Raw genomic sequence first — 23,719 nt, 5'->3', positions numbered from 1 at the left:
GATGAAGACGGTGGCCGTCACCGCCACATTGGTGGGCAAGGACCAGCCGCTCAGCACCGGGGACCTGGCCCGGGCCTGCGGCGCCGAGGAAGCCTGGGTGCTGCAATTGGTCAAGGTCGGCATCATCGAGGCCAGCGGCCGTCCGGCCGACTGGTGCTTCGACAGCGCCGCGCTGCGGCGGGCGCTGGCTGCCCGCGACCTGCAGCGCGATTTCGATGCCAGCCTGGACGCGGCGGCGCTGATCCTCGACATGAGCAACGAGATACGGCGGCTGCGCGCGCGGCTGCGTGTGCTGGGCCTGGACGCCGAAGCCCGCTGAATACCACGATTTCGGGTTTACCCTAGTGCCGACGAAGGGGCGGAGCGGCTATATTTCGTTCTGTTCCGTGTATGGATTGTCAGTTCATATTTGAAACGATATCCATGCGCATCCCTTAGCCACTCGTCCGAACCCCAGCGCGCGCCGTGAACCCGCTTTCCCCCCAGGAAACCCCGCAGGACAAGTACGTCGTTCCCGGCCTCGAGCGCGGCCTGCGGGTGCTGTGCGAGGTCGGCCAGGCCCAGGGCGCCATGAACGCGCCCGAACTGGCGCGTCGGCTGGGCGTGCCCCGCACCACGGTATTCCGGTTGCTGGCCACGCTCGAGCGCATGGGCTTCATCCATCGCGCGGACAACGGCCGCGACTATTCGCTGGGCATGGCCGTGCTGCGCCTGGGCTTCGAGTACCTCGCCTCGCTCGAGCTGACCCAGTTGGGGGCGCCCCTGCTGGAGCGGGTGCGCAACGAATTCAATCTCTCCTGCCATCTGGTGGTGCGCGACGGCGCGGACATCGTCTACGTCGCCAAGGCCGCCGCCAACACGCCCCTCGCCAGCTCGGTGAACGTCGGCACGCGCCTGCCGGCCCATGCCACGGTGCTGGGCCGGGTGCTGATGGCCGACATGTCCCTGGAAGCGCTGCGCGAGCTGTACCCGCAGGGGACGCTGCCCGTCGTCAACGCGTTCACGCCCCGCTCGGTGGAGCAATTGCACGCGCTGCTGGTGCAGGACCGCCGGCGGCCCTATCTGTTGCACGAAGGCTTCTTCGAGTCGGGCATCTCCACCCTGGCCGCGCCGGTGCGCGAGCAGGGCGGCGCCATCGCCGCCGCGCTGGGCGTGGCGATGCCCGCCGTGCCGCTCGAGGCCGGACGCCTGGAGCGCCTGGCGCGCAGCGTCTGCGAAAGCGCCGCCGAACTTTCTTCTTTGCTCAACTACCGTGGGCAGGATGCCGCCTACGGTCTCGATGAAAAACTGAACGGAATGGTTGCCTGATGACTATGTATAAGCTTGACGGGAAGGTCGCCGTCGTCACGGGGGGAACCTCGGGCATCGGACTCGCGACGGTCGGCTTGCTGCTGGAAGCCGGCGCTGCAGTCGCCTTCTGCGGCCGCAACGAGGACAAGCTCGACCAGGCCAGGGAAGGCCTGCTGGCGCGCTTTCCCGGCGCCCGCATCCTCGCGGCCCGGTGCGACGTGCTGGTGCCCGAGCAGGTCGAGGCTTTCGCCGCCCAGGTGCAGAAAGAACTGGGAACGGCGTCCATCCTGGTCAACAACGCCGGCCAGGGCCGCGTGTCCACGTTCGCCAGCACCGAGAACTCGGCGTGGCTGGACGAAGTCCAACTGAAGTTCTTCTCGGTCATCAACCCGACCCGCAGCTTCATCCCGCAGCTTTCACTGAGCGAGGACGCCGCGATCGTGTGCGTGAACTCGCTCCTGGCGATCCAGCCCGAACCGCACATGGTGGCCACGTCGGCCGCGCGCGCCGGCATCCATAACCTGGTGCGCTCGCTGGCCTTCGAACTGGCCCCCAAGAAGATCCGCGTGAACGGCATCCTGCTGGGACTGGTGGAATCGGGCCAATGGCGCCGCCGCTACGAAGAGCGCAAGGATCGCTCCTTGACCTGGGAACAATGGACGGGCCGCATCGCCGCCGAGAAACAGATCCCGCTGGGCCGCCTGGGCCGCCCCGAAGAGCCCGCGCGGGCCATTTTCTTCCTTGCCACGCCCTTGTCTTCCTACACGACGGGCAGCCATATCGATATTTCCGGAGGGGTTTGCCGTCATGCCTAATGTCAACCGTATCACCGTCGGCGCAGCCATTGCGCAGTTCCTGGAGAACTGCGGCGTCAAGGCGGCATTCGGGGTCATCTCGATCCACAACATGCCCATCCTGGACGCCTTCGGCGAACGCGGCAACATCCGCTTCGTCATGGCCCGGGGCGAGGCGGGCGCGACCAACATGGCCGACGCCTATGCCCGCACCACCGGCGGCCTGGGCGTGACCGTGACCAGCACCGGCACCGCCGCCGGCAATGCCGCGGGCTCGATGGTCGAAGCCATCACCGCCGGCACGCCGCTGCTGCACCTGACCGGCCAGATCGACAGCCCCTACCTGGACCAGAACCTGGGCTTCATCCACGAAGCCAACCATCAGCTCGACATGCTGCAGGCCGTCTCCAAGGCCGCGTTCCGCATCCGTACGCCCGAGACCGCCATCGGCATCGTCAAGCGCGCCGTGCAGATCGCCATGACCGCGCCCACCGGCCCGGTCAGCATCGAGATTCCCATCGACGTGCAGGCCGCGCTGATCGACGAACCCGCCGACCTGAATCCGCTGCCCGTGGTGCCCCTGGCGCCGTCCGAGGCCGCGCTGGACGAACTGGCCAACCGCCTGGCCCAGGCCAAGCGCCCGCTGCTGTGGCTGGGCGGTGGCGCCCGCCAGGCCGGCGAACAGGTGCGCCGTCTGGTCAAGATGGGCTTCGGCGTGATCACCAGCACGCAGGGCCGCGGCGTGATCCCGGAAAACGACCCGGCCTGCCTGGGTTCGTTCACGGTCGCCAAGCCGGTCGAGAACCTCTACCAGACGGTGGACGCCCTGCTGGTGGTCGGCTCGCGCCTGCGCAGCAACGAGACGCTGAAGTACGCGATCAAGCTGCCCGCGACCCGGTACCGCATCGACGCCGATTCGCAGGCGGACGGCCGCGCCTATACCACCGATTTCTTCGTCAACGGCGACGCGACGCTGGCGCTCAAGGGCCTGGCCGACCGCCTGGAAGGCAAGATGTCGGTCGATCCCAAGTTCCTGGACGACATCCGGTCCGCCAAGCAGGCCGCGATGGCCAAGCTGCGCGATGACGTCGGCCCGTACACCCGGCTGATCGACACCTTGCAGTCGGTGGTGGGCGAGTCCTTCAACTGGGTCCGCGACGTCACGTTGTCCAACAGCATCTGGGGCAACCGCCTGCCCTGCCTGCACGAGCCCAAGGCCGGCGTGCATGCCCTGGGCGGCGGCATCGGGCTGGGCCTGGCCATGGGCGTGGGCGCCGCCGTCGGCGCGGCCGTGACCGGCTCGGGCAAGAAGACCTTCACGCTGGCCGGCGACGGCGGCTTCATCCTGAACCTGGGCGAGTTGGCGACGGCCGTGCAGGAACAGGCCGACATGCTCATCGTCCTGATGAACGACCAGTCGTACGGCGTCATCAAGAACATCCAGGACGCGGTCTATGGCGGGCGCAAGCATTACGTGCAACTGCATACCCCCGACTATGCGCTGCTGACGCAGTCCATGGGCCTGGGCCATGCCCGCGTCAAGAACCTGGACGAGCTGGAAGGCGCGCTCAGGCAGGGCCTGGCCGCCAAGGGCCCGTTCATCGTCGAGATCGACATGTTGTCGGTCGGCGGCTTCAACACCAAGTTCGCGGGTCCCCCGGTCAAGGCCGCGACCGACAAGGCGGGAGCCTGAACCATGCTGATTTCCGACAAGAATCTTCCCATCTGCGTCGCCGGCGTCTGGCGCGAGGGCGGCGGCGACCGCTACGCGACCGTGTATCCGGCCACCGGCGAGCCCGTGGCCTACCTGAACGCGGCCAGCCTGGACGACGTCGAAGAGGCGATCCAGGGCGCGCACAAGGCTTTCCGCACCAGCGGCTGGGCCCAGCGCAAGCCGCACGAGCGCGCCGCCGTGCTGTACCGGATCGCGCAATTGATCCGCGAGCGCGCCGAGGACCTGGCCCAGCGCCAGCGCCTGGACAACGGCAAGCCCATCAGCGAGACGCGCGCGCTGGTGGCCAGCGCCGCGGGTACCTTCCAGTTCTTCGCGGCCGCCTGCGAGACGCTGGAGGAAGTGATCACGCCGTCGCGCGGCGACTACGTTTCCATGAGCGTGTACGACCCCATGGGCGTGGTGGCCGCCATCACCCCCTGGAACTCGCCCATCGCCAGCGAGGCCCAGAAAATGGCCCCGGCGCTGGCCGCCGGCAACGCCCTGGTGGTCAAGCCCGCCGAAGTCACGCCGTTGATGGCCCTGGACCTAGCCGCCATCTGTGAAGAGGCCGGCGTGCCCAAGGGCATCATCAGCGTGCTGCCGGGCAAGGGCTCGATCATCGGCGACGCCATCACCAAGCACCCGCTGGTCAAGCGCGTGTCCTTCACCGGCGGCACGACCACCGGCCGGCACATCGCCCACATCGCGGCCGACAAGATGATGCCGGTGTCTCTGGAACTGGGCGGCAAGTCGCCCACCATGGTGTTCGAGGACGCCGACCTGGACCATGCCGTCAACGGCGTGCTGTACGGCATCTTCAGTTCGTCGGGCGAATCCTGCATCGCCGGATCGCGCCTGTTCGTCGCCTCGTCCATCTACGAGCAGTTCCTGGACCGCCTGACCAAGGGCGCCGCGGCGCTGCGCGTGGGCGACCCTGCCGACGAGCGTACCCAGATGGGCCCGCTCATCACCGGCCGCCATCGCGAATCGATCGAGCGCTACGTCGAGCTGGGCGTGTCCGAGGGCGGCCGCATCCGCACCGGCGGACATCGTCCGGAAGGCGGCATCTACGACAAGGGCTATTTCTATCGCCCCACCATCATCGAGGGCCTGGACAACCGGGCGCGCATCAGCCAGGAGGAGATCTTCGGGCCGGTGCTGGTGGCGATGCCGTTCGACAACGAAGAGGACCTGATCGAGCAGGCCAACGACAGTGTGTACGCGCTGGCCGCCGGTATCTGGACGCGCGACTACAAGCGCGCCTGGCGCGTGGGCCGCGCCGTGCAGGCCGGCACGGTGTGGATCAACACCTACAAGTTCTTCTCGATTTCCACGCCGTTCGGCGGCTGGCGCGACAGCGGCCTGGGTCGCGAGAAGGGCCGACTCGGCATCCTGCAGTACATGGAACAGAAAGGCATGTACTGGGGCATGAACCAGAATCCTTTGCCTTGGGCAGTGTAGGGCTCCCCCCTACGCGCTTACGCGCGCCCCCCAGGGGGCGGGCGGCGAAGGACCGGCGGAGCCGGATCCTTCGTGCCCTGGTCTAGGTGGGGCGTCTTGGTGCGGAGCACCAAGTTTTGGAGAGATATGATGGACGTATTGGGTATAGACGAAATCACCTACGGCGCCGACGATCTGGCCGCGTGCAAACAGTTCCTGTCCGACTGGGGCTTGACGCTGGCCGAGGAAACCGACAAGTCGCTGGTGTTCGAGTCGATGAACAAGTGCCGGGTGATCGTGAAGACCACCGATTTCCCGGGCCTGCCGCCGGCGATCGAGGATGGCCCGACGCTGCGTGAAGTGGTGTGGGGCGTGTCCAGCGACGAAGTGCTGGAGCGCTTCGCCGCTCGCCTGAAGGACAAGCCGGGCTACGTGAACGAAGGCGGGCGGGTCGGTTGTACCGACCCCAACGGCCTGGCGGTACGTTTCCAGACCACCCGCAAGATCGACATCGACCTCGACAGCCCGGGCATGAACACCTGGGGCACCAAGGCCCGCCGCAACCAGCGCAGCCCGATCTACGAGCGCGCCACGCCCATCGAGGTCGGCCACGTAGTGTTCTTCGTGAAGGATGTGAAGGCCTGCGAGCAGTTCTACACCGAGAACTTCGGTTTCGTGGCTTCCGACCGCTATCCGGGCAAGGGCGCCTTCCTGCGCTGCGCGCCCGAGGGCGGCCACCATGACCTGTTCCTGTTGCAGCCGCCGCAGCCGCGCGCCGGCCTGAACCACGTGGCGTTCGCCGTGCGCGACATCCACGAGGTGTTCGGCGGCGGCATGGCGATGGCCCGCCATGGCTGGAGCACGCAGCTCGGCCCGGGCCGCCATCCGATATCGTCGGCCTACTTCTGGTATTTCAATTTCCCGGGCGGCGGCCTGATCGAGTACTACGCCGACGACGACTACCTGGACGCCGAGTGGGAAGCCCGCGATTTCGAGCCCGGTCCCACGGTGTTCGCCGAATGGGCGATCGACGGCGGCCTGGACGGCAACACCCGCCGCCAGAAGAACGCCAAGGCGCCCGACGGCAAGTTTCTTACCGAGAAGAAATAGGGGCGACGTATGGCCGAGCCGGCGAATGTGATGTTGACCGTGCTGCTCAAGCACGATCAGTCGAACAATCTGGACGCGGTCCAGACCAAGCTGAAAGAAGCCGACTGGTGGGAACGGTTCCCGCCCGAGGGCGTGAAGATCGTGTCCTGGACCGTGGCGATGGGGCTGGGGCAGATCGTGACGCTCGAGGTGCCGCCGCATCTGCTGGCCACGGTCAATGTCGAGCTCGAGCGCTCGGCCTGGGGCGTGTTCCGCACCGAGTGCTATCCCACTTATGACTTTGTTCCCGTTCGCGAACGCATCCGCGAACGCGTACGCAACGGAGGTAAATGATGCAAGAAGACCGTTATCTGGAACCGCATCAGGCGCGGCGCCGTACTCCCACGGAATGGGAAAGCCTGCTGGGCGATTCGCTCGAGCGCGCGTTCGCGGCGGGCAAGCATGAACTGGCTCCCATCGTCGACTACCTGAACCATGCCGGCCCCCCGGCCCCCAACGGCGTGCCCTGGACCGAGGAACTGCTGCAATCCGAACTGGCCCGCCTGGCCGAGACCGCCTGAGGAGTCCGCCATGATCAAGATCGATAGCCCCGACACCCTGCTCGCGAACGGCCTGAAAGACACCTGGTACGCGATCTGTCCGTCCAATTTCATTACCGACAAGCCCGTGTCGCTGCGCCGCCTGGGCATGAAGCTGGTGTTCTGGCGCGACGAAGCCGGCAAGCTGTACGCGCTGGAAGACCACTGCCCGCACCGTGGCGCGCCGCTGTCGCGCGGCATCCTGCTGGGCGACCGCATCGCCTGCGGCTACCACGGCGTGCAGGTGCGCGCCGACGGCGTGGTGACCAACGTGCCGGGCAGCCCCGGCTGCAGCCTGGAAGGCAAGCGCGCCGCGCGTTCCTTCCACGTGGTCGAGCGCAACGGCGCGGTGTTCCTGTACAACTCGGCCAACAACGTGGACGAGGCTCCCGATTTCACGCTGCCGGAAGAACTGGTCTCGGACGAGTTCGCCTCTTTCCTGTGCTACACCGAGTGGCGCGGCGACTATCGCTACGTCATCGACAACGTCATGGACCCGATGCACGGGACCTACCTGCACAAGCAGTCGCACTCGATGGCCGAAGGTTCCTCGGTGGCGGAGTTCGGCGTGCGCGACACCGAGCACGGCTTCGTGTTCGAGAAGAAGGGCCAGCGCGGCGTGAACTTCGACTGGACCGAGTGGGCCAATACCGGCCTGCACTGGCTGCGGCTCGAGATCCCGTATCCCGCCACCGGCGGCCCCGGCGGCAGCTTCGCCATCGTCGGCACCTACACGCCCATTTCCGAGAACCTGGCCGCCGTGTTCCACTGGCGCTGCCGCAAGGTCTCGGGCTGGCAGCGCCATGCGTGGCAGTTCCTGTACCGCAACCGGCTGGAAGCGCGCCACTGGGCGGTGCTGGAGCAGGACCGCGAAGTGCTGGAAGTCATGGAACCGGACGCCAACCAGCGCGAGAACCTGTACCAGCACGACATCGGGCTGGTCCGCCTGCGCCGCCACCTGCGCAACCTGGCGACCGAGCAGTTCGAGCAACTGAAAGGAAAGACGGCGTGAGCCGCCGTGCCGGGCATGGATTCCCCGTCCGGGGAATCCGCGGCGCCTGGAGGCGGCGATGAGCGGCGGCGCGGCGGCGCGCCGCGTCATCGCGCCGTCGGTGCCCGAGCGCGAGACGGCCACCTGGTCCAATTGCCTGGTCCTGGGCAATGAAATCTCGATGTCGGGCATGACGGCCAACCCTGAATCCACGGCCGCCGCACCGCTGGGCACCTACGAACAAACCCTGATTGTGCTAGGCAAAATCCGCGCTTTGGTCGAGGCCGCTGGCGGAGGGGTGCAAAATATTTATAAACTGGTGATTTACGTGACGAACATCCAGGACAAGGATGAAGTCGGAAGGGCCCGCAAGGAGTTCTTCCGGGCGCCTTATCCGTGTTCCACGTTGGTCGAGGTGCGTGGCCTCGTTTTTCCCGGTCTGACCGTGGAGATCGATGCGTTTGCGCGGCTCGACATCGCCCTGCGTGCCGACGCATAACCGTTTTTTCCGACCTTTTCATGAACAGCAGCTCACTCCTTACGGTACTGGTTCACGCCATCCGCCTTGAAGCGCAGGGCATCATCAGTGTCGAGTTCCGCTCGCCCACGGGCGAAGAACTGCCTGCCTTCGCCGCGGGCTCCCACATCGACCTGCATCTGCCCAACGGCCTGGTGCGCAGCTATTCGCTGTTCAACTCGCCCGAAGAGCGGCATCGCTACGTGGTGGGCGTGCTGAACGACCGTAACAGCCGCGGCGGTTCGCGCTTCGTGCACGAGCAGCTGCGCGTGGGCTCGACCATCAAGATCGCGCCGCCGCGCAACAACTTCGAGCTGGACGAGTCGGCGGCCAAGTCGGTGCTGCTGGCCGGCGGCATCGGCGTGACGCCCATCTTCTGCATGTACAACCGCCTGCGCGCCATTGGCAAGCCGGTGGAACTGGTCTATTGCGCGCGCACCAAGAGCGAGGCGGCGTTCGTCGACGAGCTGGTGGCCTCGGGCGGCAAGGTCACGACGCGCTTCGACGACCAGGCCGGCGGCCCGCCCAACCTGCGCGAGCTGCTGGGCTCGCAGCCGGCGGACACCCATTTCTACTGCTGTGGCCCCACGCCCATGCTGGACGCCTTCGAGGCCACCTGCAAGGAACTGGGCTACCAGAACGTGCACATCGAACGCTTCGCTGCCGCCGGCGAAGTCACGGCCTCGCAGGAAGGCAGCTACCAGGTCGAGCTGGCCAAGTCGGGCAAGACCATCGACGTGCCGGCCGGGATGTCGCTGCTCGATGCGCTGCTGGAAGCCGGCGTCGACGCCGACTACAGCTGCCGCGAAGGCGTGTGCGGCGCGTGCGAGACCGCCGTGCTGGAAGGCACGCCCGAGCATCGCGACTCGGTGCTGACCGAGCGCGAGCGCGAGTCGAACAAGACCATGATGGTCTGCGTGTCGGGCTGCAAGGGCGCCAAGCTGGTGTTGGATATTTGACCCCCCCTACGCGCTGACGCGCGCCCCCCAGGGGGCGATGCGGGTGGACCGGCGGAGCCGGATCCACCGCATCCTGGGTCTAGTACCCGTTTCTTGGGTTGTGGCAGCCGTGCTTCGCTGGCTGCCAGCGGTAGTAACGGTGTGGCGTACCAAAAAACCGGTACTAGATCCAGGGCGCCGCGGATCCGGCTTTGCCGGTCCGCTAGTGCCGCCCCTTGAGGGGCGCGGCCATAGGCCGCGTGGGGTGGGCTCTCCTGCCGGTCCGCTAGTGCCGCCCCTTGAGGGGCGCGGCCGAAGGCCGCTTGGGGGTGGGTTTCCCCGACCGGCGGAGCCGGATCCACCGCATCCTGGGGCCGAGGGGGGCGGGAGTCGGGCGGTGTCTTTGGGCACCGCCTTTTTTATGTCCGTTTGATAGGCAGGCGTAATACGGGGGAGGGCAAAGTCCCCGGGCGGAGCCCTACGGCGCCGCCGCGCCGTCGGCGATGGGCGTGACGTTCGTGAACAGGTCCGCCGGCAGGTGCTTGACCGCCTCGTAGGTCGTGCTGATGTGCTCGGACAGCAATTGGCCGGCGCGTTCGCCGTCCCGCGCCAGCGAGGCCTCCAGGATGTTGCGGTGCTCGTCGTGCACGTCGCGCGGAATGGGCTTGCGCGTGACGACCAGCCGCCGGTAGCGCTCCGCCTGCTGGTACAGGATGCCCAGGAAGTGGTGCATCCAGCGTGACGTACAGGCGCTGATCAGCGCCTGGTGGAACTCGCGGTTGCGGTCTTCCCACTCGTCGAAGCGGTTGACCGGATTCGTGGCAAGGCGTTCCTCGGCCCGGCTCAGGCGGTGGAAGGCGGCGATGATGCGGCTTTCCCAGACGTCGTCGCCGGCCTGGATGGCCTGCCGCAGCGCTTCGCACTCCAGCAGGATGCGATTGCGGGTGATGTCCAGGAAATCTTCCATGGAGATGGGCGTGACATGGAAGCCGCGCTGGCCGTGGGAGACCACCAGCGCATCGGACACCAGCAGCGACAGCGCCTCGCGCAGCGTGCCGGCGCCGACTCCATAGGAATCCTTCAGGTGTTCCACGCGCAGGCGCGAGCCCGGCGCAAGCTTGCCTTCGATGATGTCGCGCCGCAGGGCGGCATAGGCCGTGCCCACGAGCGTGGTGGGGGCGGCTGCGTGGGCCAGGGGCGGTAGTTCCAATGGGATTCCAGGCATGCGTCTCGGGCGGCTGGGTGCCCCCTCTCATGAGCGATGGCTAGATTCTAGTCGATTCTCGATGAAATCCCCGGGCATTAGGGAAATCCATAAAATCTCGATAAAAATATTTCCAACCGATATTTTGTGGCGTATCGTGTCCGCCTACGAAAGTGCAGGGGGCTTTCACGGCCCCCAGCTGGAGACACCGGTGATTCATCTACACGACATCCGCTACGTGCGGCTGGGCACGCCCGACCTGGAAGGTTCGGTGCGCTATGCAACCGAAGTCCTGGGTCTGGAAGTGGCCCGCCGCGTCGGCAAGGCGGTCTACCTGAAGTCCGACAGCCGCGATCACACGCTCTGCTATTTCGAAGGTGATCCGCGTGACCACACCTCGGCCTTCGAGGTCGACACGCCCGAAGAACTCGACCAGGCCATGGTGCTGCTGGAGCAGTCGGGCTACGCGGCCACCCGCGGCAGCGTCGAGGAAGCCGAGAAGCGCCACGTGCGCGACTTCATCAACTTCAAGGACCCGTCGGGCAACAGCGTCGACCTGGTCCATGCGCCGCACCATAGCGGCCGCCGCTATTTCCCGTCGCGCGACGCGGGCATCACGGGATTCAGCCACATCGGCCTGCGCACCCTGAATCCCCGCCGCGACGAAGCCTTCTGGACCCAGCTGCTCAGCGCCAAGGTCAGCGACCGCATCGGCGAAGCGCCCCTGCTGCGCATCGACGAAGTGCATCACAAGATCGCGCTGTTCCCGTCCAGCTACCCCGGCGTGCAGCACATCAACCATCAGGTCGAGAGCATCGACGACGTGATGCGGGCCTATTACATCCTGCTGGAGAAGCGCATCCCCATCCGCTTCGGCCCGGGCCGCCATCCGACCTCGGGCGCGATGTTCCTGTATTTCGAGGGACCGGACGGCATGATCTACGAATACTCGACGGGCGTGCGCCTGATCACGGAAGAGGACGAGAAGACCTACCGTCCCCGCACTTTCCCTGCCATCCCGTCGTCGTTCTGCATGTGGGGATCCAAACCCGATATTCCGGAGTTCAAGACTTGAGCCAGCACGACAACGCACCGACCGCCCGGCAGCAGAGCCTGGTGCGGGCGGCTGCCCGCGCCCTGGCGCGCGCCAACCTGGTCCATGCCTACGGCCATTGCAGCCTGCGGCTGGATGCCGACCGTTTCCTGGTGTGCGCCGCCAAGCCCATGGGCATGATCGGTCCGCACGAGGACGGCACCGTGGTCCCGGTTCGCGGCGAACTGCCCGAAGGCGTGCTGGGGGAAGTCCGCATCCACCAGCACATCTATCGCTTGCGGCCCGAGGTCGGGGCGGTGATCCGCAGCATGCCGCGCGACGTGATGACCCTGTCGTCCGCGCGCGTGACGCCGGCGCCGCGCCATGGCATGGGCTCGTATTTCTCGCCGGCCGTCCCGCTCTGGGACGATCCGCAACTGATCCGCACCGACGAGCAGGCCGCCGGCGTGGCCGCGAAGCTGGGCACCGCCGCGGCCGTGGTCATGCGCGGCAACGGCGCGGTGGTAGCCGCGCCCAATATCGAGCAGGCGGTGGTGCTGAACTGGTACCTGGAAGACGCCGCGCGCATCGAGCTGCAACTGCGCGCGGCCGGATTGGCCGACGGCCCGACGCTGTCGCCGGAAGAGGCGGCCCGCCGTGCCACCGGCGCAGGCCGCATCTTCGAACGCATGTGGGAATACCTGTGCGACGGCGATCCCGAATTTGCAAACGTCATCTGAGAATACAGCCATGAACGAATTCAAGAATTTCATCAACGGCCAGTGGGTCGCCACCGGCAAGACCTTCGAGAACCGCAACCCCGTCGACAACAGCCTGATCGGTCCCGTGCACGAGGCCGGCCGTGCCGAAGTCGATGCCGCCGTCAAGGCCGCGCGCGCCGCCCTGTCGGGCCCGTGGGCGACCATGAAAGTGCAGCAGCGGGTGGAAATGCTGCACGCCATCGCCGACGGCATCAACCGCCGGTTCGACGATTTCCTGGCGGCCGAGATGGCCGATACCGGCAAGCCCCACGTGCTCGCCAGCCATGTCGACATCCCTCGCGGCGCCGCCAACTTCAAGGTCTTCGCCGACCTGATCCGCAATGTGCCGGGCGAAAGCTTCGACATGGAGACTCCTGACAACGGCTTCGCGCTGAACTACGCGGTACGCGTGCCGCGCGGCGTCATCGGCGTGGTCTGCCCGTGGAACCTGCCGCTGCTCCTGATGACCTGGAAGGTCGGCCCGGCCCTGGCCTGCGGCAACACCGTCGTGGTCAAGCCGTCCGAGGAAACCCCGGCTACCGCCACGCTGCTGGGCGAGGTGATGAACGAGGTCGGCGTGCCGCCCGGCGTCTACAACGTCGTCCACGGTTTCGGCCCGGACTCCGCCGGCGAATTCCTGACCCAGCATCCCGACGTGGACGGCATTACCTTCACCGGCGAGACCCGTACCGGCGAAGCCATCATGAAGGCCGCCGCCAAGGGCGTGCGCCCGGTGTCGTTCGAACTGGGCGGCAAGAACCCCGGCATCGTGTTCGCCGACGCCGATTTCGACAAGGCTGTCGCCGGCATCGCCCGTTCCGCGTTCGAGAACAGCGGCCAGGTGTGCCTGGGTACCGAGCGCGTCTACGTGCAGCGCCCCATCTTCGAGAAGTTCGTTGCCGCGCTCAAGGCCAAGGCCGAGTCGTTCAAGCTGGGCGATCCGCACGACCACGCCACCAATTTCGGTCCGCTGGTCTCGCAGGTGCATCGCGAGAAGGTCCTGAGCTATTACGCCAAGGCCCGCGAGGAAGGCGCCACCATCGTCACCGGCGGCGGCGTGCCCGACATGCCCGGCAAGATGTCCGAGGGCGCCTGGGTGCAGCCCACGATCTGGACCGGCCTGCCCGAGACGGCCGCCGTGATCCGCGAGGAGATCTTCGGACCCTGCTGCCACATCACGCCCTTCGACACCGAGGAAGAAGTCATCAAGATGGCCAACGACACGCCGTACGGCCTGGCCGCCACGGTGTGGACGCAGAACGTGGGGACCGCCCATCGCCTGGGCAAGGCCTTGAACGTCGGTATCTGCTGGGTCAACTCGTGGTTCCTGCGCGACCTGCGCACGTCGTTCGGCGGCGCCAAGCAGTCGGGCATCGGCCGCGAGGGCGGGGTGCACTCGCTGGAGTTCTACACCGAACTGCGCAACGTCTGCGTGAAACTGTAAGGAGCTCGCCATGCCCCTCATCCAGGTGCAAATGATGGAGGGCCGCACCGACGAACAGCGCGCGGCCCTGATCGAGGAGTTGACCGAAGCGACCCACCGCGCCATCGGCGCTCCCCGCGAGTCCGTGCGCGTGGTGCTGGTCGAAGTGCCCAAGACGAATTTCGGGATAGGCGGCAAGACCGCCAAGGCGCTGGGGCGCTGATTTCCCGCTATTTCCCGACGAAGGAGACATAGTCGATGATGAAGAAGCAAACCGCCGTACTGGTCGCGGCGGCCCTGATGGTTGCCGGCGCCGCGCACGCCGAGGTCAAGATCGGTTTTTCCGGGGTGCTGTCGGGCCCCATGGCGGCGCTGGGCCAGGACCAGTACGACGGCTTCATGCTGGCTGTCGAGCAACTGGGCGGCAAGCTGGGCGGCCAGCCCGTGACCGTGCTGCGCGAGGATGACCAGCTCAAGCCGGACGTCGGCGCGCAGATCGTCCAGAAGTTCATCGAGCGCGACAAGGTCGACGCCATCGTCGGGCTGGGCTTCTCGAACGTGCTGATGGCCGAGACCCGCCGCATCAAGGATTCGGGCGTCGTCGCGCTGTCGACCAACGCCGGTCCGGCCCCGATCGCCGGCAAGGGCTGCATGGCCAACCTGTTCGTGATGGGGTGGCAGAACGACGGCATGTCCGAAGCCATGGGCAAGTACGCCAAGGAACAGGGCTACAAGAACGTCTACCTGATGACGTCGAACTACCAGGCCGGCAAGGACAAGCTGGCCGGCTTCAAGCGCTTCTACGGCGGCGCGATCCAGAACGAGGTCTACACCCCGCTGGGCCAGCTCGACTACGCGGCCGAGATCGCCGCCGTCCAGAGCGCCAAGCCGGATGCCCTGTTCGTGTTCTATCCCGGCGGCGTGGGCGTGAACTTCGTGCGCCAGTTGAACCAGGCCGGCCTGATGGGCAAGCTGCCGTTCCTGTCCGAGAGCCTGATCGATTCCAACTCGCTGGCCGCGCTCAAGCAGCAGGCGGTCGGTTCGATCTACGGCACGCCGTGGGCGCCGGTGCTCGACAATCCGCAGAACAAGAAATTCGTGTCGGGCTACGAAGCCAAGTACAAGCGTCCCCCCACCGAGTACGCGGTGGCCGCCTATGACGCCGCCTACCTGCTGGATGCCGCCATCACCAAGCTGGGCGGCAAGGTGTCGAACAAGAAGGCCTTCGCGGCCGCCGTCAAGGAAGCCGGCTCCAAGTTCCCCACGGCCCGTGGCAAGTTCGCCTTCAACACCAACAACATGCCCATCCAGCACTACTACGCCTACGAGATCGTCAAGAACGGCGACGGCGTGGGCTACAAGCAACTGTCGCAGGTCCTGACGGACCACAAGGACGCGTACGCGGCTGAATGCAAGATGTAGACCCCCCCCTACGCGCTTACGCGCGCAAGGAAAGCCCACCCCCTACGCCCTTCGGGCGCCCCCTCAAGGGGGCGATGCGGGTGGACCGGCGGAGCCGGATCCACCGCATCCTGGGTCTAGGTCCCTTATCCTGGGTTGGGGCTTCCCTTTCAGGGGTGGCACCGATGGATGATGGGGGCGGGCGCCGGTATGCTGGGTGGCGATCGCCGCCACGGGATCGGGGAGTGCATGGGCACTAAGAACGAAAGAACCGGGTATGCGGGGAAGACCCGGGTTTTGACACGGAAGTCTGTCAATGAATAGTTCGCTGTTTTTGTCGCAGTTGCTCAATGGTGTGCAGCTCGGCGTCTTGTTGTTCCTGCTGTCATCAGGGTTGACCCTGATCTTCGGCATCATGAATTTCATCAATCTCGCGCACGGTTCGCTGTACATGGTCGGCGCGTTCATCGGCGCCGCCACCTACAACGCGAGCGGGTCCTTCATCTTCGCCATCGCCGCGGCCATCATCTCGGCCGGGCTGGTGGGGCTGCTGCTGGAGCACCTGGTCGCCAAGCCGCTGTACCGGCACGACCACCTGTACCAGGTGCTCGCGACCTTCGGCCTGATGATGTTCTTCAACGAGCTGGCCATCGTCATCTTCGGCAACCGTCCCTACTACGCGGCCATTCCGTCGGCGCTGGACGGCGCCGTGACGCTGTTCGGGTCGCAGTATCCCGTCTACCGGATCCTGATCATCGCGGTCGGCGTGCTGGTGGCGCTGGGTGCCTGGTACCTGATCCAGAAGACGCGCTTCGGCATGCTGATCCGCGCCGGCGCCAGCAATTCGCCCATGGTCAGCGTGCTGGGCGTGAACATCGACCTGCTCAAGAAACTGCTGTTCATGCTCGGGGCGGGGCTGGCGGGACTGGCTGGCGCGCTGGCCGGGCCCATCCTGTCGGTGCAGTCCGGCATGGGCGAACCGGTCCTGATCCTTGCGCTGGTGGTCATCGTGGTGGGCGGTATCGGGTCCATCCGCGGCGCATTGGTGGCGGCGATGATCATCGCCGTGATCGATACGCTGGGGCGCGCCTACATTCCGCACCTGCTCGGCTCGTTCATGCAGCCCGCCTCGGCCAACGCCGTCGGCCCGGCCATGGCCTCCATGCTGATCTATGTGCTGATGGCGCTGGTGCTGGCTTTCCGCCCCAATGGCATCCTGAACAAGAAGTAGGCCCCCCCTACGCGCTTCGCGCGCCCCCCAGGGGGCGGCACTGACGGACCGGCGGAGCCGGATCCGCGGTGCCCTGGGTCTGGTTGCGGCGGTAACTGATATTCCTGCAAGGTAGACGATATGAATCGCGTCAAATTCGGGGCCTGGATGATCCCGGTCCTGTTCATAATCCTGGCGGCCGTGCCGTTCGTCGCGCAGGCGATAGGCGAGCCGTTCTACGTGACGTTCTTCGCCCGCGTGCTGATCTATGCGCTGGCCGCCTGCGCGCTGAACCTCGTGCTGGGATTCGCCGGCCTGGTCAGCTTCGGCCATGCCATGTTCATCGGCCTGGGCTGCTATGCCGTGGGCATACTCAGCTACTACGGCATCAGCGATGGCTGGCTGCAACTGCTGACCGCCGTGGTCGTGTGCGCGCTGGTCGGCCTGGTCGTGGGCACCGTATGCCTGCGCACCTCGGGCATCGGCTTCATCATGATCACGCTGGCCTTTGCCCAGATGTTCTACTTCCTGATGGTCAGCATGACCACCTTCGGCGGCGACGATGGCCTGAACATCAATGAGCCGAGCAACTTCGGGCTGTTCGAGCTGTCGGGCAGTTCCGAGGTCTACTGGGCGGCCTGGGCCGTGCTGCTGGCGGTCACGGTGTTCCTGGCGCGGCTCAAGAAGTCGCCGTTCGGCATGGTGCTGCAGGCCACCCACATCAACCCCCGCCGCGTCAACGCCTTCGGCTACTCGGTCTTCCGCGTGCAGCTGGCCGCCTACGTCCTGTCCGGCGTGCTGACCGGGCTGGCGGGCCTCCTGCTGGCGAACCTGACGGCCTTCGCCTCGCCCAGCTACATGTCGTGGCCGGTGTCGGGCGAACTGATCGTCATGCTGGTCATCGGCGGGCTGGGCACGATCACCGGTCCCATCGTGGGCGCGATCGCCTTCCTGGTCATGGAAGAGTTCTTCAAGGGCCTGACCCAGCACTGGATGCTGATCATGGGGCCGGTCATCGTCGTGATCGCTCTGCTGACCAGGAACGGCTTCGCGTGGCTGATCCGCCCGCGCGAAGCGTCCGCCCCGGCGCCGTCCGCGGCGCCTGCCGCGGCGCCCAAGGTCGCCGCCGTTTCCGCGGGAGAATCGCAATGAACGCCATCGGACTGCGTACCCAGGACCTGGTCAAGCGCTTCGGCGGCTTGCGCGCCACCGACGGCGTGACGCTGGAGATCGAGCCGGGCGAACTGCACGCCATCATCGGCCCCAACGGCGCCGGCAAGACCACGCTCATCAACCTGCTGACCGGCGAGCTGCGCTCGGACGAAGGCAGCATCGTGCTGGGCGGCGAAGAAGTCAGCGGCACGCCCGTGCAGCACCGTGTGGGCATGGGCCTGCTGCGGTCCTACCAGATCACGTCCATCTTCGACGCCTTCACCGTGGTCGAGAACGTGTGCCTGGCGGCGCTGCGCAAGAAAGGCGTGCGCTGGGCCGTCTGGAAGCCCATGTCGTCCTACGGGGATGTCATGGAAAAGGCCCGCGCGATCATCGAGCAGTGCCACCTGTCCGACGTGGCCGACACCGTGGTGTCCAACCTGGCCTACGGCCAGCGGCGCCAGCTCGAGGTCGCCATGGCGCTGGCGGCGGATCCGCGCATCCTGCTGCTGGATGAGCCCATGGCCGGCATGAGCGCGGCCGAAGGCGCCGCGGCCATCGAGCTGTTGCGTTCCCTGAAGGGCCGCTACACCATCCTCCTGATCGAGCACGACATGAACGCGGTCTTCTCGCTGGCCGACCGCATCAGCGTGCTGGTCTACGGCAAGATCGTCGCGACCGGCTCGATCGAGGAAATCCGCAACCATCCCGAAGTGCGCCGCGCCTATCTGGGCGACGACGCCGATGCCTGAGGCAGGAGTTCACGCATGCTTTCCATACAAGGACTGGCGGCCAAGTACGGTTCCTGCCAGGCACTGTTCGACATCGACATGGAGGTCAAGCGCGGCGAGGTCGTGGGCCTGATCGGCCGTAACGGCATGGGGCGCACGACGGTGATCAACTGCCTGTTCGGCCTGCTCAAGCCGGCGGCCGGCAGCATCACTTTCGACGGGCAGACGCTGAACGGCATGGCGCCGTACCGCGTGGGCCGGCTGGGACTGTCGCTGGTGCCGGAAGGGCGCCAGATATTCCCCACGCTGACCGTGGAGGAAAACCTGATCGCCACGTCCAAGCGCACCGACGCCTCGGCCTGGACGCTGGACAAGATCTACGGCCTGTTCCCGCGCCTGAAGGAGCGGCGCTCCAACCTCGGCACGCAGTTGTCGGGTGGCGAGCAGCAGATGCTGGCCATCGGCCGCGCGCTGATGACCAACCCCCGCCTGCTGGTGCTGGACGAAGCCACCGAGGGCCTGGCCCCCATCGTGCGCGCCGAGATCTGGAGCGTGCTGGCCCAGCTCAAGCAGGAAGGCCTGACCATGATCGTGGTGGACAAGAACACCAAGGCCCTGCTGCGCTTGTCCGACCGCAACTTCATCCTGGACAAGGGCGTGACGGTCTGGCGCGGCACGTCGCCGGAACTCTCGGCACGTCCCGAGCTGATCGCCCAGTACGTCGGCGTCTAGGACCCACCCCCTACGCCCCCTCAAGGGGGCGGCACTGACGGACCGGCAAAGCCGGATCCGCCGTGCCCCCGGGGCACCATCCGGCTGACGATGGCCGGCGTTTTTCCCGCTTGTAGTCATGGGATCGATTGGAGTAGCAATGAGGTTGAAGGACAAGACGGCGCTGGTGACCGGCGCCGCGGGCGGTATCGGGCTGGCGATCGCCAAGCGGTATAGCCAGGAAGGCGCCAACGTGGTGCTGGTGGATCGCGCCGAGAAGGTCGAGGGCGAGGCCTTGGCGGCCATGCCCGGCCCGGCGCGCGCGATGCGCGGTGACGTCACCGATCCGGCCCAGGTGGCCGAGATGGTGGCGCTGTGCGAGCGCGAGTTCGGCGGGCTGGACATCTGCGTCTGCAATGCCGGCGTGATCCGCGCCGCCGAGTTCCTGGACGTGACGCTGGAGGACCTGGACTTCGTGATGAACGTCAACGTCCGCGGGACCTTCCTCGTGGCCCAGGCCGCCGCCAAGGCCATGGTGCGGGGTGGACGCGGCGGCAGCATCATCACGCTGTCGTCGATGACGGCCGAGCTGGCGATGTCCAACCAGCTGGCCTACGGCGCCAGCAAGGGCGCGGTGCGGCAGATGACCAAGGCCATGGCGCTGGCGATGGCGCCGCACGGCGTACGCGTCAATGCGCTGGGGCCGGGCAGCATCGATACCGACATCATGTCGACCATCACCGACAATCCCAAGGCGCTGCACACGGTGTTGTCGCGCATCCCGATGACGCGGCTGGGGCGGCCGGAAGAAGTGGCCGGCGCTGCGGTGTTCCTGGCCAGCGAGGACGCCAGCTACGTGACCGGGCAGACGGTATTCGTCGACGGCGGCCGCCTGGCGCTGAACTATACGGTGGAAGTCCCGGGCGCGGCCCGGGAGTAGGCATCGCGCGGTGATCGACAAGGGCCTCGGGGCATGCGCCGCCGGGGCCTTTGCATTTCAGCGCGGGATTTCCGCTTGGCCGGTCAGTCGAGTGAAATGTTCGCCTTCCTGATCACCGGCCCCCACAGCGCATGATCGGCCTTGATGCGCGCGGCGAACTCCTCCGGGCTGGAGGTGTAGACCACCGAGCCGTGCGCGTCGTAGAGCTTCTTCATGTCCTCGGCCCGGACCGCCTTGGCGATCTCGCGATTCAGCCGCTGGACGATGTCGGCGGGCACGCCGGCCTGGGCCACGACTCCCAGCCAGACGGTGTCTTCCAGGCCCTGGTAGCCCTGCTCGGCGAAGGTGGGGACGCCGGGCAGGCCGGGCAGGCGTTCCCGGGTGTTCACGGCCAGGGCCTTGAGCCGGCCGTCCTTGACCTGCGGCTCGATCAGGGCGGAGCCGGCCAGGTAGAGCTGGGTCCGGTCGCTGATGGTGGAGTTGAGCGCGTCGGGGCCCGACTTGAACGGGACGTGGAGGATGTCGGCCCCGGTCTGCAGCTTGAACATCTCGAACAGGACGTGAGGCGGCGAGCCGGTGCTGGAGGAGGCGTAGTTCAGCACCCCGGGCCTGGCCTTGGCCAGCGCGACCAGTTCCTTGAGCGAGCCGGCGGGCAGGGCGGGGCTGGCGGTCAGCACCATGGGGATGACGGCGATGGGGCTGACGGCCTGGAGGTCGGCCTGCGGGTGGTAGGGCAGCTTGCTGAACAGATACTGGTTCCAGACGGCATGCGCGTTGGTGACCACCGCCAGCGTGTAGCCGTCGGCGGCGCTGTTCTTCAGGTTCGTCATGGCGAGCAGGCCGCCCGCGCCGGGGCGGTTGTCGATCACCACGGCCTGCCCCAGGGATGTCCGCATCTTCTCGGCGATGGGGCGGGCGAACAGGTCGGGCAGGCTGCCCGGCGCACCGTTGACGATCAGGTGGATGGGGCGCGTGGGGTAGGCGGTCTGGGCCTGCGCCGGCGCGGCGGCAAGCATGAGGAGCCCCAGGACGGGGGCGGCAAGGTAGCGGGATGCGTGCATGGCGGAGTCCTCGGTTTGGGGTCAGGCCACCAGACGGCGGCGCGCGATCTCGATCATCATCGACATGCCGACGGGCAGCACGTCGTCGTTGAAATCGAACTTGGGGTGGTGGCACATGTGGCCGCCATTGCCCAGGAAGAAGTAGCAGCCGGGTTTTTCCTGCAGCATGTAGGCGAAGTCCTCGGAGGCCATCAGCGGCGGAATGTCGGGCTCCAGGCCGTCCGGGCCGACGACGGCCAGCGCGGCCTCGCGTACGACCTGCGCCTGTTCGGCGTTGTTGATGGTGGCGGGGGAGGTCTGCAGATGCTCGAACTCGATGCGGCAGCGGTGGGCCTGTTCGGCGCCGGCGCAGATTTCCTTCAGTCGCTTGAGGACCTCCGCCTGCACGCCGTGGTCCAGCGTGCGCACCGTGCCCTCCAGCACGGCCTGGTCGGCAATGACGTTGATGGCGGTACCGGCGTGGAACTGGCAGACGCTGACCACCGCGGTCTGCAGCGGATCCACCGAGCGGCTGACGATGGTCTGCAGCGACTGCACCAGCGCGCTGCCGACCACCACGGGATCCACCGTGCGGTGCGGGCTGGCGGCATGGCCGCCGACGCCGTGGATGCGGATGCGGAACAGGTCGCAGGCCGACAGCGTGGCGCCGTTGCGCACGCCGACGCGGCCGGGCTCCAGCGGGGGGTGGTTGTGCAGGCCGTAGAGTTCGTCGCACGGAAAGCGTTCGAACAGGCCGTCCTGGATCATGGTCGAGCCGCCGCGCAGCGTTTCCTCGGCAGGCTGGAAGATCAGGTTCAGCGTGCCGCGGAAGTCGCGGTTCGACGCGAAATGGCGAGCCACGCCCAGCAGGATGGCGGTATGGCCGTCGTGGCCGCAGCCATGGAAGCGGTTGGGACGCACCGACTGGTAGGGCAGCCCGGTCTGTTCCTGCATGGGCAGCGCGTCCATGTCGGCGCGCAGGCCGAGGTTGCGGCCGGGACCCTGCGCGCCGTGGATGACGCCGACCACGCCCGTTCCGCCGATGCCGGCATGGGTTTCGATGCCCCATTCACGCAGGCGTTCGGCGACGAAGGCCGCCGTCTCGTGTTCCTCGAAGCCGAGTTCGGGGTTGCGGTGGAGCGTGCGCCGCCATGTGGTCATGTCCTGGGCGTGCGTGTCCGAGACCTCGATTTTCATTGCAATCCTATCGTCTGAAGCGAAAAATAGGATGCTATTTCAACTATTGAAAATTGCACTCAGTATTTACCCCGCTGGCGAGGCGCGGCATACAATGCCGCGATGCCCCGCCGCCCGCACGAGACCGCCGTGACCAAGAAACTCGAGACCTACTTCACCTACAAGCTCGATCTCATCAAGAGCGAGGCGGTGCGGCAGGTCAACGAGCTCTATCGGAAGGAACTCGGGCTGGTGGTGCGCGACCTGCGGGTGTTGCGCCAGATCGGCGATGCGCCCGGCATCAGCGTGTCGGCCCTGCAGGCCGCGACCTTCATAGAAAAGACCGTGTTGTCCAAGGTCGTGTCGCGGCTGATCGAACTCGGCCTGGCCGAGCGCAGCATCAGCGCGCGCGATGCGCGGGCGTTCGAGCTGACCCTGACCGCCCGTGGACGCCGCGTGCGCGAGCAGGCCGACCGCATCGGCGGCGGCCATGAGCGCGAGGTGATGTTCGGCGATTTCAGCGAACAGGAATTGCACCAGCTCGACGCGCTGCTGGACAAGCTCATGCGGTCGCTGCGGGCTGCGCGCGACGGCGGGACGGGAGAAGCGGCCTGACCGGTCAGGCGGGAGCAGGCGCGGACGGCGGGGCCGCGATGCTGCGCGCCAGTTCGTCCCACAGGGCACGCGCGGGCCGGCTCAGCGTCGTGTCGCGCCGCCGCACGAGGCAGATGCGGCGCGCGATGGTCGGGGCCGTCAAGGGGATGGTGGCGACCCGGGTCGTCGCTGCCAGCGCCAGGCGGGGCAGCACCGCCATCCACCCGCCGTGTTCCAGGAATCCGATCATGGACGACAGGTGCTCCACCTCGTCGAACCAGGGCGCGGGCACGCCCGCCACGGCCAGAGCGGCGTCGATCTGCTGGCGGTTGGCGCTGCTGCGGCGCAGGGCCAGCACCCGCTGCCCCGCCAGGTCGGCCCAGGCCGCCTGGGCGCGCGCGGCCATCGGGTGGCCGGGAGCGCATGCCAGCACGTAGGGGTCGTCGCGCAGCGACTGGCAGGCCAGCTCGGGTTCGTCTTCCCACAGAACCGTGATGCCGAACTCGGCTTCCCGCCGCAGCACGGCATCGCGCACGCGCGCCCCCGTGTCGTCGCGCAGATCCACGCGCACGTCGGGATGCCGCTGCCGCAGGCGCGACAGGGCTGCGGGGAACAAGGAATACGCCACGGTGGTGATGCAGGCCACGGTCATCTGGCCGCCTTCGCCGCGCGCCATGCGTGCGGTTCCGGCCAGGCAGTCGTCCAGGCTGTCCAGCAGCGGCGCCAGGCGCTCGTGCAGGGCCAGGCCCAGCGGCGTCAGCACCATGGTGCGCGTGGTGCGTTCGACCAGGCGTCCCCCCAGGGCTTCCTCCAGTTTGCTGATGCGCCGGCTCAACGCCGAGGGCGAGAGCGCCAGCAGGTCGGCGGTCTTGTTGAAGCCGCCGCAGCGCACGAGGGCGCAGAAGGCCTGGAGGTCGGGAAGGTCGCAATTGGTGCGCATGACGCAATAATATCGCAATAATTTGCACTGG

At 67.0% G+C, this 23,719-nt stretch carries 26 protein-coding genes; 22 read left to right on the top strand and 4 right to left on the bottom strand.

Features of this window, described 5'->3' with window-relative positions; translation table 11 throughout:
* The first annotated feature begins 1 nt into the window (after position 1).
* From CDO46_RS22345 to CDO46_RS22295, 11 genes are all read left to right on the top strand, one after another.
* Entirely contained in the window at positions 2-319 is a 318-nt protein-coding gene (locus CDO46_RS22345; RefSeq protein ID WP_087840794.1) for a chaperone modulator CbpM, read from the top strand.
* Between the two features lie 146 nt (positions 320-465).
* Positions 466-1,308, top strand: coding sequence for an IclR family transcriptional regulator (locus CDO46_RS22340; RefSeq protein ID WP_087840793.1), 843 nt, complete (start codon positions 466-468; stop codon positions 1,306-1,308).
* A complete protein-coding gene (locus CDO46_RS22335; RefSeq protein WP_087840792.1) occupies positions 1,308-2,105 on the top strand; it encodes an SDR family oxidoreductase in 798 nt (265 codons plus the stop codon). Before CDO46_RS22340 ends, CDO46_RS22335 begins: the two co-directional genes overlap by 1 nt.
* Entirely contained in the window at positions 2,098-3,777 is a 1,680-nt protein-coding gene (locus tag CDO46_RS22330; RefSeq protein ID WP_087840791.1) for a thiamine pyrophosphate-binding protein, read from the top strand. Before CDO46_RS22335 ends, CDO46_RS22330 begins: the two co-directional genes overlap by 8 nt.
* Before the next feature lie 6 nt (positions 3,778-3,783).
* The gene (locus CDO46_RS22325) at positions 3,784-5,259 is read left to right on the top strand and encodes an aldehyde dehydrogenase (RefSeq protein ID WP_087840867.1); all 1,476 of its coding nucleotides are present in this window, start codon (positions 3,784-3,786) and stop codon (positions 5,257-5,259) included.
* A 129-nt stretch (positions 5,260-5,388) separates the two neighbouring features.
* On the top strand, positions 5,389-6,348 hold the full coding sequence (locus tag CDO46_RS22320; protein ID WP_087840790.1) for a VOC family protein: 960 nt from the start codon (positions 5,389-5,391) through the stop codon (positions 6,346-6,348).
* Positions 6,349-6,357: 9 nt separating this feature from the next.
* Positions 6,358-6,681, top strand: coding sequence for a hypothetical protein (locus CDO46_RS22315; RefSeq protein ID WP_087840789.1), 324 nt, complete (start codon positions 6,358-6,360; stop codon positions 6,679-6,681).
* Positions 6,678-6,908 (top strand): recombinase-like helix-turn-helix domain-containing protein, encoded by a 231-nt coding sequence (locus CDO46_RS22310; RefSeq protein ID WP_207958609.1) that lies wholly within the window; start codon positions 6,678-6,680, stop codon positions 6,906-6,908. The genes CDO46_RS22315 and CDO46_RS22310 overlap by 4 nt, the downstream gene beginning before the upstream one ends.
* A gap of 10 nt (positions 6,909-6,918) precedes the next feature.
* A complete protein-coding gene (locus tag CDO46_RS22305; RefSeq protein ID WP_087840787.1) occupies positions 6,919-7,938 on the top strand; it encodes an aromatic ring-hydroxylating dioxygenase subunit alpha in 1,020 nt (339 codons plus the stop codon).
* A 58-nt stretch (positions 7,939-7,996) separates the two neighbouring features.
* A complete protein-coding gene (locus tag CDO46_RS22300) occupies positions 7,997-8,416 on the top strand; it encodes a RidA family protein (protein ID WP_087840786.1) in 420 nt (139 codons plus the stop codon).
* A 20-nt stretch (positions 8,417-8,436) separates the two neighbouring features.
* Positions 8,437-9,393 carry a PDR/VanB family oxidoreductase gene (locus tag CDO46_RS22295; protein ID WP_087840785.1) on the top strand — a complete coding sequence of 319 codons (957 nt, stop codon included), beginning with the start codon at positions 8,437-8,439 and terminating at the stop codon, positions 9,391-9,393.
* A gap of 457 nt (positions 9,394-9,850) precedes the next feature.
* Here CDO46_RS22295 and CDO46_RS22290 read toward each other — a convergent pair whose 3' ends face one another.
* Positions 9,851-10,582, bottom strand: coding sequence for a GntR family transcriptional regulator (locus tag CDO46_RS22290; RefSeq protein WP_242621595.1), 732 nt, complete (start codon positions 10,580-10,582; stop codon positions 9,851-9,853).
* A gap of 205 nt (positions 10,583-10,787) precedes the next feature.
* Between CDO46_RS22290 and CDO46_RS22285 the strand changes: the two genes are divergently transcribed.
* The 10 genes from CDO46_RS22285 (at position 10,788) to CDO46_RS22240 (ending at position 19,938) form a co-directional block, all read left to right on the top strand.
* On the top strand, positions 10,788-11,651 hold the full coding sequence (locus CDO46_RS22285; RefSeq protein ID WP_087840783.1) for a VOC family protein: 864 nt from the start codon (positions 10,788-10,790) through the stop codon (positions 11,649-11,651).
* The gene (locus CDO46_RS22280) at positions 11,648-12,349 is read left to right on the top strand and encodes a class II aldolase/adducin family protein (protein WP_207958608.1); all 702 of its coding nucleotides are present in this window, start codon (positions 11,648-11,650) and stop codon (positions 12,347-12,349) included. Before CDO46_RS22285 ends, CDO46_RS22280 begins: the two co-directional genes overlap by 4 nt.
* 10 nt (positions 12,350-12,359) lie before the next feature.
* A complete protein-coding gene (locus CDO46_RS22275; RefSeq protein ID WP_087840782.1) occupies positions 12,360-13,814 on the top strand; it encodes a 2-hydroxymuconic semialdehyde dehydrogenase in 1,455 nt (484 codons plus the stop codon).
* A gap of 10 nt (positions 13,815-13,824) precedes the next feature.
* Positions 13,825-14,016 (top strand): 2-hydroxymuconate tautomerase, encoded by a 192-nt coding sequence (locus CDO46_RS22270; RefSeq protein ID WP_087840781.1) that lies wholly within the window; start codon positions 13,825-13,827, stop codon positions 14,014-14,016.
* A gap of 38 nt (positions 14,017-14,054) precedes the next feature.
* A complete protein-coding gene (locus tag CDO46_RS22265) occupies positions 14,055-15,215 on the top strand; it encodes an ABC transporter substrate-binding protein (protein ID WP_087840865.1) in 1,161 nt (386 codons plus the stop codon).
* Positions 15,216-15,510: 295 nt separating this feature from the next.
* Entirely contained in the window at positions 15,511-16,425 is a 915-nt protein-coding gene (locus tag CDO46_RS22260) for a branched-chain amino acid ABC transporter permease (protein WP_087840780.1), read from the top strand.
* A 120-nt stretch (positions 16,426-16,545) separates the two neighbouring features.
* Positions 16,546-17,556 carry a branched-chain amino acid ABC transporter permease gene (locus tag CDO46_RS22255; RefSeq protein ID WP_087840779.1) on the top strand — a complete coding sequence of 337 codons (1,011 nt, stop codon included), beginning with the start codon at positions 16,546-16,548 and terminating at the stop codon, positions 17,554-17,556.
* Positions 17,553-18,308, top strand: a complete 756-nt coding sequence (locus CDO46_RS22250) for an ABC transporter ATP-binding protein (protein ID WP_087840778.1) — start codon at positions 17,553-17,555, stop codon at positions 18,306-18,308. The genes CDO46_RS22255 and CDO46_RS22250 overlap by 4 nt, the downstream gene beginning before the upstream one ends.
* Positions 18,309-18,323: 15 nt before the next feature.
* Complete coding sequence (locus tag CDO46_RS22245; RefSeq protein WP_087840777.1) at positions 18,324-19,019, top strand: ABC transporter ATP-binding protein; 696 nt, start codon at positions 18,324-18,326, stop codon at positions 19,017-19,019.
* Between the two features lie 139 nt (positions 19,020-19,158).
* On the top strand, positions 19,159-19,938 hold the full coding sequence (locus CDO46_RS22240) for an SDR family NAD(P)-dependent oxidoreductase (protein WP_087840776.1): 780 nt from the start codon (positions 19,159-19,161) through the stop codon (positions 19,936-19,938).
* An 83-nt stretch (positions 19,939-20,021) separates the two neighbouring features.
* Here CDO46_RS22240 and CDO46_RS22235 read toward each other — a convergent pair whose 3' ends face one another.
* Together CDO46_RS22235 and CDO46_RS22230 are read right to left on the bottom strand one after the other, a co-directional pair.
* A complete protein-coding gene (locus CDO46_RS22235; RefSeq protein WP_243724443.1) occupies positions 20,022-20,999 on the bottom strand; it encodes a tripartite tricarboxylate transporter substrate binding protein in 978 nt (325 codons plus the stop codon).
* Between the two features lie 21 nt (positions 21,000-21,020).
* Positions 21,021-22,175: a M20 aminoacylase family protein gene (locus CDO46_RS22230; RefSeq protein ID WP_243724442.1), complete on the bottom strand. Its 1,155-nt coding sequence runs from the start codon at positions 22,173-22,175 to the stop codon at positions 21,021-21,023.
* Between the two features lie 129 nt (positions 22,176-22,304).
* Between CDO46_RS22230 and CDO46_RS22225 the strand changes: the two genes are divergently transcribed.
* Positions 22,305-22,769, top strand: coding sequence for a MarR family winged helix-turn-helix transcriptional regulator (locus CDO46_RS22225; RefSeq protein WP_165963088.1), 465 nt, complete (start codon positions 22,305-22,307; stop codon positions 22,767-22,769).
* Positions 22,770-22,773: 4 nt separating this feature from the next.
* Here the strand turns inward: CDO46_RS22225 and CDO46_RS22220 are convergent, their stop codons facing one another.
* Entirely contained in the window at positions 22,774-23,688 is a 915-nt protein-coding gene (locus tag CDO46_RS22220) for a LysR family transcriptional regulator (RefSeq protein ID WP_176400821.1), read from the bottom strand.
* Between the last annotated feature and the right edge of the window lie 31 nt (positions 23,689-23,719).

Source organism: Pigmentiphaga sp. NML030171 (assembly GCF_002188635.1).
Taxonomy (GTDB): Bacteria; Pseudomonadota; Gammaproteobacteria; order Burkholderiales; family Burkholderiaceae_B; genus Pigmentiphaga; species Pigmentiphaga daeguensis.
This window is presented reverse-complemented; position numbering and strand designations above follow the sequence as displayed.

Coding starts and splice junctions, on each gene's coding strand:
- CDO46_RS22345 (WP_087840794.1), top strand. CDS start 2: ATGAAGACGGTGGCCGTCACCGCCACATTGGTGGGCAAGGACCAGCCG.
- CDO46_RS22335 (WP_087840792.1), top strand. CDS start 1,308: ATGACTATGTATAAGCTTGACGGGAAGGTCGCCGTCGTCACGGGGGGA.
- CDO46_RS22330 (WP_087840791.1), top strand. CDS start 2,098: ATGCCTAATGTCAACCGTATCACCGTCGGCGCAGCCATTGCGCAGTTC.
- CDO46_RS22320 (WP_087840790.1), top strand. CDS start 5,389: ATGGACGTATTGGGTATAGACGAAATCACCTACGGCGCCGACGATCTG.
- CDO46_RS22315 (WP_087840789.1), top strand. CDS start 6,358: ATGGCCGAGCCGGCGAATGTGATGTTGACCGTGCTGCTCAAGCACGAT.
- CDO46_RS22310 (WP_207958609.1), top strand. CDS start 6,678: ATGATGCAAGAAGACCGTTATCTGGAACCGCATCAGGCGCGGCGCCGT.
- CDO46_RS22305 (WP_087840787.1), top strand. CDS start 6,919: ATGATCAAGATCGATAGCCCCGACACCCTGCTCGCGAACGGCCTGAAA.
- CDO46_RS22300 (WP_087840786.1), top strand. CDS start 7,997: ATGAGCGGCGGCGCGGCGGCGCGCCGCGTCATCGCGCCGTCGGTGCCC.
- CDO46_RS22295 (WP_087840785.1), top strand. CDS start 8,437: ATGAACAGCAGCTCACTCCTTACGGTACTGGTTCACGCCATCCGCCTT.
- CDO46_RS22275 (WP_087840782.1), top strand. CDS start 12,360: ATGAACGAATTCAAGAATTTCATCAACGGCCAGTGGGTCGCCACCGGC.
- CDO46_RS22270 (WP_087840781.1), top strand. CDS start 13,825: ATGCCCCTCATCCAGGTGCAAATGATGGAGGGCCGCACCGACGAACAG.
- CDO46_RS22265 (WP_087840865.1), top strand. CDS start 14,055: ATGAAGAAGCAAACCGCCGTACTGGTCGCGGCGGCCCTGATGGTTGCC.
- CDO46_RS22260 (WP_087840780.1), top strand. CDS start 15,511: ATGAATAGTTCGCTGTTTTTGTCGCAGTTGCTCAATGGTGTGCAGCTC.
- CDO46_RS22255 (WP_087840779.1), top strand. CDS start 16,546: ATGAATCGCGTCAAATTCGGGGCCTGGATGATCCCGGTCCTGTTCATA.
- CDO46_RS22250 (WP_087840778.1), top strand. CDS start 17,553: ATGAACGCCATCGGACTGCGTACCCAGGACCTGGTCAAGCGCTTCGGC.
- CDO46_RS22245 (WP_087840777.1), top strand. CDS start 18,324: ATGCTTTCCATACAAGGACTGGCGGCCAAGTACGGTTCCTGCCAGGCA.
- CDO46_RS22240 (WP_087840776.1), top strand. CDS start 19,159: ATGAGGTTGAAGGACAAGACGGCGCTGGTGACCGGCGCCGCGGGCGGT.
- CDO46_RS22235 (WP_243724443.1), bottom strand. CDS start 20,999: ATGCACGCATCCCGCTACCTTGCCGCCCCCGTCCTGGGGCTCCTCATG.
- CDO46_RS22230 (WP_243724442.1), bottom strand. CDS start 22,175: ATGAAAATCGAGGTCTCGGACACGCACGCCCAGGACATGACCACATGG.
- CDO46_RS22220 (WP_176400821.1), bottom strand. CDS start 23,688: ATGCGCACCAATTGCGACCTTCCCGACCTCCAGGCCTTCTGCGCCCTC.